The 6,719-nt window shown below is 66.1% G+C and carries 6 protein-coding genes; 1 reads left to right on the top strand and 5 read right to left on the bottom strand.

Going from position 1 to position 6,719, the window contains the following annotated elements; translation table 11 throughout:
• Window positions 1-472 precede the first annotated feature (472 nt).
• The 5 genes from G7Z99_RS19455 to G7Z99_RS19435 all read right to left on the bottom strand — a co-directional run bounded on the left by G7Z99_RS19455 (window position 473) and on the right by G7Z99_RS19435 (window position 4,812).
• Complete coding sequence (locus G7Z99_RS19455) at window positions 473-2,305, bottom strand: ABC transporter ATP-binding protein (protein WP_308812310.1); 1,833 nt, start codon at window positions 2,303-2,305, stop codon at window positions 473-475.
• Window positions 2,298-2,930: a DsbA family protein gene (locus G7Z99_RS19450; protein WP_181096757.1), complete on the bottom strand. Its 633-nt coding sequence runs from the start codon at window positions 2,928-2,930 to the stop codon at window positions 2,298-2,300. Before G7Z99_RS19450 ends, G7Z99_RS19455 begins: the two co-directional genes overlap by 8 nt.
• 3 nt (window positions 2,931-2,933) lie before the next feature.
• On the bottom strand, window positions 2,934-3,869 hold the full coding sequence (trhO, locus tag G7Z99_RS19445) for an oxygen-dependent tRNA uridine(34) hydroxylase TrhO (RefSeq protein WP_181096748.1): 936 nt from the start codon (window positions 3,867-3,869) through the stop codon (window positions 2,934-2,936).
• 108 nt (window positions 3,870-3,977) lie between these two features.
• On the bottom strand, window positions 3,978-4,277 hold the full coding sequence (locus tag G7Z99_RS19440; RefSeq protein ID WP_060394650.1) for a BolA family protein: 300 nt from the start codon (window positions 4,275-4,277) through the stop codon (window positions 3,978-3,980).
• A gap of 10 nt (window positions 4,278-4,287) precedes the next feature.
• On the bottom strand, window positions 4,288-4,812 hold the full coding sequence (locus tag G7Z99_RS19435; protein ID WP_181096746.1) for a DUF2059 domain-containing protein: 525 nt from the start codon (window positions 4,810-4,812) through the stop codon (window positions 4,288-4,290).
• 156 nt (window positions 4,813-4,968) lie between these two features.
• Between G7Z99_RS19435 and G7Z99_RS19430 the strand changes: the two genes are divergently transcribed.
• Window positions 4,969-6,363: a class II fumarate hydratase gene (locus G7Z99_RS19430; protein ID WP_181096744.1), complete on the top strand. Its 1,395-nt coding sequence runs from the start codon at window positions 4,969-4,971 to the stop codon at window positions 6,361-6,363.
• The last annotated feature ends 356 nt before the right edge of the window (window positions 6,364-6,719 follow it).

The raw sequence follows: 6,719 nt of genomic DNA, 5'->3' as shown, positions 1-6,719 counted from the left end.
GGTTGTGGGGTGGGGGGCGTGATTGAGGGGAAAGTGGTGAAGGATTCTGGGCCTTGTGTGGGGTGCCTGATGAAGGGAGTGGCTGATCTGCGGGCCTTTCAGGCCCGATCGCGGCACAGGGGCCGCTCCTACACCCGTAGCCCCACCGTATTGCCACAGGTTGTCGCGATCCCTGGAGCGGCCCTAGTGCCGCGATCGGGTCCGGAGGACCCGTAAAACCAGTGCGGGGCGTGATTGGGGGTCAAAGAGCGAAAAGGAGTCTGCGCCTGAGGCAGGGTATCGGGTAGAGGGTGTGGCGGGATTACGGGCCCGTTGGGCTCGATCGCGGCACAGGGGCCGCTCCTACATCCGTAGCCCCACCGTATTGCCACAGGTTGTCGAGATCCCTGTAGGAGCGGCCCCAGTGCCGCGATCGGGTCCGAAGGACCCGTAAAACCAGCGCTCCCTGCGCCACAGGCACGCCTCCTCCCCCTCAACTCTGCTGCAAATGCCCATACAGCTTGGCATACAGCCCACCCTCGGCGATGAGCTGCTGGTGATCGCCATCCTCGGCCACTTGCCCGCCATCGAACACCAGCACACGGTCGGCCTGTTTCACCGCCGACAAACGGTGGGCGATGATCAGGGTGGTGCGGCCGCTGAGGAAGCGGGCCAGCGCCTGGTGCAGGTTGTATTCGGTGGCGGCGTCCAGCGCGGAGGTGGCTTCGTCGAGGATCACCACCTTGGGCTCGGCCAGGATCATGCGGGCGATGGCCAGGCGTTGCCGCTGCCCACCGGACAAGCGCACGCCGGAGCGGCCGACCATGCTGTCCAGGCCGTGTGGCAGGGCCGCGATGACCGGCTCGAGCTGGGCGATGCGCAAGGCCTCCCAGCAGGCTTCGTCCGTGCAGTCGCGGCCCATGGCCAGGTTGGCGCGTACGCTGTCGTTGAACAGCGCCGGGTGCTGCAGCACCACGGCCACCTGCTCGCGCAGCGTCTCCAGGCCGATCTCCTGCAGGCTGGCGCCCCCGAAGCGGATGGTCCCGGCCTGGGCGCTGTACAGCCCGAGCAGCAATTGCACCAGGGTGCTCTTGCCGCCTCCGCTGGCGCCGACGATCGCGACCTTTTCGCCAGGCGCGATCGACAGGTTCAGTTGGTCCAGCACCGGCTCGTCGGCGTAGGCGAAGCGCAGGTCGCGCACGTCGATCCCCACCGTGGCGCGCCCGGCGAAGGGGTCGGTGGCGGCGGCGAAGCGCGGTTCGTCCTCGCGTGACAGCAACTCGTTGAGCCGCCCCAGGGCGCCACCGGCGGCGTAGTAGGCGTATTGCAGGTTGAGCAGCTGCTCCACCGGCCCGATCATGAACCACAGGTAGCTGAACACCGCCAGCATCTGCCCGATCGACAGGTCGGAAAACAGCACGGTGAGCATGGCCGCGGCGCGGAACAGGTCGATGCCGAACTGGAACAGCAGCCCGCTGGCGCGACTGCTGGCGTCGCTCTTCCACTGCGAGGCGACGGCCCGGTCACGCACCTCGCGGGCACGCACGCCCAGGCGACCGAGGAAGTACCCCTGGCGGTTGCTGGCGCGGATCTCCTGCACGGCATCCAGGGTCTCGGTCAACGCCTGGGTGAACCGCGCGGTGCTGTCGTTCTCCAGCTTCTTGAGGTGCTTGACCCGCTTGCCCAGCTGCACGGTGCAGTAGATCACCAGCGGGTTGAACAGCAGGATCAGCAGCGCCAGCTTCCAGTGCATCCAGAGCAGGATGGCCGCGGTGCCGGTGAGGGTGAGCATGGCCACCAGGAACCGGCTCAAGGTCTCGCCGACGAACTTGTCGAGGGTGTCCAGGTCGGTGACCAGGTGGGTGGCGACGGTGCCGCTGCCCAGGTTTTCGTATTCCTTGAGCGAGATCCGCTTGAGCCGTTCGATCAGCCGGATGCGCAGGCGGTAGACGATGTCCTTGGCCAGGCCGGCGAACAGCCGCGCCTGGGCGACGTTGAACGCCAGGGCTGCCAGGCGCAGGCAGAAGGTCACGCCCAGCATCAGGCCGATGTAACCGACCGGCACCTGCCAATCGGCAGGCAACAGGCGGTTCATCCACTGCAAGGCCCGATCGCCGTTGCCCAGCAGCACTTCGTCGACCAACAGCGGCAGCAGCAGCGGGATGGGTACGCTGCACAAGGCCCCGAACACCGCGATCAGGTTGGCGGCCCACAGGGCCTTGCGGTGGTGCAGCGCCAGGCGGCGGATCTCCGCCCAGCTCAGGCGGTCGGGTGCCTGGGGCGATGCCCCCGGTGGCGGCTCGGACGAGCCGGGCAGGTCAAGCACAGGTCGCCTGCTCCAGCCAGCGGGCCAGCAAGGGCTGCAAGCGCTCCAGGGGTTGGTAACCATTGGTCAGCAGGGCCAGCTGGCCGTTGCGCTCGGCCAGCAAGGTCGGGAACCCGGCGATGCCCAGGCGCTGTGCCCAGGCGAAGTCGGCTTCGGTGGCGGCGCGGGTGTCGGCCTGGTCGAACGCGGTGCGGAAGCGCTCGCGGTCGAACCCGGCCTGTTCGGCCAGCTCCACCAGGTGCGGCACGCGGGTGACGTCCGTGCCCGCCTGGTAGAACGCCTGCTGGATCAGCGCCAGCAGCGGCCAGACCCGTGCAGGGTCCAGCTCACGCGCGGTCACCAGGGCCCGGCAGGCCGGCTCGGTGTCGTAGACGAAACCGTCCGGCAAGGCGCTGTCGAGGTCGAACGGCTGCCCGGTCGCCTCGTTCACGGCCTGCCAGTGGTTGAGGATGTAGCGCCGGGTCGAGGCGTCCAAGGCACTGCTGCCCCGGCGCAGGCCGCCGACCACCAGGCAGGTCTCGACGCCCGCCTGCGCCGCCTGCTCGATCAGGGCCTGTGCCACCGGCGCGAAGCCCCAGCACCAGGAACACATCGGGTCCATCACATAGAGCAGGCGCGCGCGCATCGATCAGGCCTCGGCCTTGCGGTAGTTGTGCCCGATCGGGTGCGGCAGGTTGCGGGCCTTGGCCAGTTCGATCTGCTTCTGCCGGTCGATGGCGCTGCGGCGCGTCTTCTCGCTCAGGCTGTCCCAGCAGTGCGGGCAACTGATGCCCGGCGCGTAGTGCTCGGAGGCACGGTCCTCGACGCTGACCGGGTGACGGCAGGCGTGGCACTGGTCGTAGTCGCCTTCGGAAAGGTCATGGCGCACGGTGACGCGGTTGTCGAAGACGAAGCAATCGCCCTCCCACAGGCTCTCTTCCTGGGGCACCTCCTCGAAGTACTTCAGAATGCCGCCCTTGAGGTGGTAGACCGCCTCGAAGCCTTCGCCGAGCATGTAGCTGGAGGCTTTCTCGCAGCGGATGCCGCCGGTGCAGAACATGGCGACCTTCTTGTGCCGGCTCGGGTCGAAGTGTTCCTTGATGTACTCGGGGAACTCGCGAAAGCTGGTGGTCTTGGGGTCGATGGCGTCCTTGAAGGTGCCGATGGCCACTTCGTAGTCGTTGCGGGTGTCGATCAGCAGCACCTCGGGGTCGCTGATCAGCGCGTTCCAGTCCTTGGGCTCGACGTAGGTGCCGACCGCCCGGTTGGGGTCGACGCCCGGCACGCCCAGGGTGACGATCTCTTTCTTGAGCTTGACCTTGGTGCGGTAGAACGGCTGGTCGTCGCAGAGGGATTCTTTGTGGTCGATGTCGACCAGGCGTGGGTCGTTGCGCAGCCACGCGAGCAGGGCATCGATGCCTTGGCGGGTGCCCGAGACCGTGCCGTTGATGCCTTCTTCGGCCAGCAGCAGCGTGCCTTTGACATCGTTGGCCAGCATGGCCTGGTGCAGGGGCTCGCGCAGGGCCTCGTAGTCTTTCAGGGTGACGAACTTGTACAGCGCCGCGACGACGATCGGTTGGGACATGCAGGGATTCTCCAGGTGGTCACCCGCGTAAGGGGCGGACCGGATGACGAACGAAAAACGCGCCGACAGGCGGCGCGTTTCGAAGTCTAGCAAATTCCGGCGAGCGAATCAGTGCCGGCTGCCGCCTGCGCAGACGGGCGAGGCCGGCGCGGCACCGACCTGTGCCCATTCTTCCGGGGTGTAGGTGTGCAGCGCCAGGGCATGGAACTCGCCCATCAGCGCACCCAGGATGGCGTAGACCTTCTGGTGACGCTTGACGCTGTTCAGGCCGGCGAACTGCGCACTGACGATGATCGCCTTGTAGTGCGTCTGCTGGCCACGGCTGTGCATGTGGCTCTCGTCGAGCACCTCGAGGTGCTCGGGCGTCAGCAGGGCCAGGCTGTGTTCGATGCGTTGCTGCATGGTCATCGTGCGTGGCTCACTTCTTCGCCGGCGCGGCAGCCTTGCCAGCGTTCGGGTCGAGTTCCTTGGTCATGTCCTCGAGCAGCTTGTTGACCACCGGCACGGCAGGCTCCAGCTTGGACTGGGTCAGCTGGGCGGACTGCTGGGTGACCTTGGGCATTTCACGCATCACCTTGCGACCGACCGGCGACTCGTAGAACTTGACCAGCTCCTTGAGCTCGTCTTCGGTGAAGCTGGTGGTGTAGAGCTTGACCATGTCGGGCTTGAGTTTCTTCCAGCCGATGGCGCTTTCCAGGGCGGCGTTGGCCTTGGCCTGGTAGCGGTCGAGCACGGCTTTCTTCGAGGCAGGCGCCTTGGTCTGTTCGAAGCGCTGGGCGAACATCTGCTGAACCTGCATGTACACCGGGGTGCCCAGCTTGTCGGCATTGGCCAGGGCGAGGAATTTCTCGGCGCTGGCGTTGTGGCTGGCTGTGTCGGCGAGTACCTGGCCGCTGGCACAGGCCAGCGCCACGGCGGCGCAGAGGGCACGAAGACGGGTCATTGCACTTCCTTCATCTGACAGGCGAGGTAGCACCTCGGGGTAGAGCATTCTGCGCCTTTGCAGGCATCAGGCTCAAGCGGGTGACGAGCGATGGAACCGCTCGGGTGGATCAGGGCCTAAAACTGCGGACACACACCACAAAGGAGTGAGCACAGCATGAGCCGTACCGAAACTGACAGCCTGGGACCGGTCGAAGTTCCTGAAGAGGCCTACTGGGGCGCGCAGACGCAACGCTCGCTGATCAACTTCGCCATCGGCCAGCAGCGCATGCCGATCGAGGTGGTGCACGCCCTGGCGCTGATCAAGAAGGCCGCTGCACGGGTCAATGATCGCAACGGCGACCTGGCCGCCGACCTGGCCCGGCTGATCGAGCAGGCGGCGGACGAGGTCCTGGCCGGTGACCACGACACGCAGTTCCCGCTGGTGGTCTGGCAGACCGGCAGCGGCACCCAGAGCAACATGAACGTCAACGAGGTGATCGCCGGGCGCGCCAACGAGCTGGCCGGGCAAGGCCGGGGCGGCAAGACGCCGGTGCACCCGAACGATCACGTCAACCGCTCGCAGAGCTCCAACGACTGCTTCCCCACCGCCATGCACATCGCCGTCGCCAAGGCCGTGCACGAGCGGCTGCTGCCGGCGGTCGCCGAGCTGTCCGCAGGCCTGGCCGAGCTGGGCGCGCGGCATCAGCACCTGGTCAAGACGGGCCGTACCCACATGATGGATGCGACGCCGATCACCTTCGGCCAGGAAGTATCGGCGTTCGTCGCCCAGCTCGACTATGCCCAGCGCGCCCTTCGTGCCAGCTTGCCGGCGGTGTACGAGCTGGCCCAGGGCGGCACGGCCGTCGGCACCGGGCTGAATGCACCCCAGGGCTTCGCCGAGGCCGTGGCCGCCGAACTGGCGGCCTTGTCGGGCTTGCCGTTCGTCACCGCGCCGAACAAGTTCGCGGCCCTGGCCGGGCACGAGCCGCTGACCAGCCTGGCCGGGGGCCTGAAGACCCTGGCGGTGGCGCTGATGAAGATCGCCAACGACCTGCGCCTGCTCGGCTCCGGGCCCCGTGCCGGGTTGGCCGAAGTGCGCCTGCCGGCCAACGAGCCAGGCAGCTCGATCATGCCGGGCAAGGTCAACCCGACCCAGTGCGAGGCCCTGTCGATGCTGGCTTGCCAGGTGCTGGGCAACGACGCGACGATCGGCTTTGCCGCCAGCCAGGGACACCTGCAGCTCAACGTGTTCAAGCCGGTGATCATCCACAACCTGCTGCAGTCGATCGAGCTGCTGTCCGATGGCTGCCGCAACTTCACCGAGCATTGCGTGGTGGGGATCGAGCCGGATGCCGAGAAGATGGCCGAGCACCTGGAGCGTGGGTTGATGCTGGTGACGGCACTGAACCCGCACATCGGTTACGACAAGTCGGCCGAGATCGCCAAGAAGGCCTATGGCGAGGGGCTGACCTTGCGCGAGGCGGCCCTGGCGCTGGGGTACCTGACCAACGAGCAGTTCGACGAGTGGGTCAGGCCCGAGCAGATGCTGGCGCCGGGGGCCAAGGGGTGATGGCTGGACTGGGTGGGCCAGGTGTATTCGGTCTGCCCATTCCGAAAGGAGCCGCACAGGCTTCTTGGCAGGCTGCATTGGCCTGAGTGGGCTTGTCAGCGGTAGCCTTCGATCAATCACCGCCTGCATCGCGGGCAAGCCTGCCCTCGTAGAACATAAAATAAATTGTTGATTTAAAAGTAAATAATTTCAGTATTTTGTGGGCCCTGCGGGCCCAATCGCGGCCGGTCTGAACTGGCTTAATGATTTTGGACACCTTCTTCGGACGCTATAATGGCGTCCAATTGGAGGCAAAATCAGTGCGCAATTCTTATTCGAAAGAACACAAAGTTCAAGCTGCTGAAATGGTGCTGGAC

Source organism: Pseudomonas entomophila (genome assembly GCF_013523165.1).
Classification (GTDB): Bacteria; Pseudomonadota; Gammaproteobacteria; order Pseudomonadales; family Pseudomonadaceae; genus Aquipseudomonas; species Aquipseudomonas entomophila_A.
Note: the sequence above shows the minus strand (reverse complement) of the source record. Positions and strands in the feature narration are given on the sequence as shown.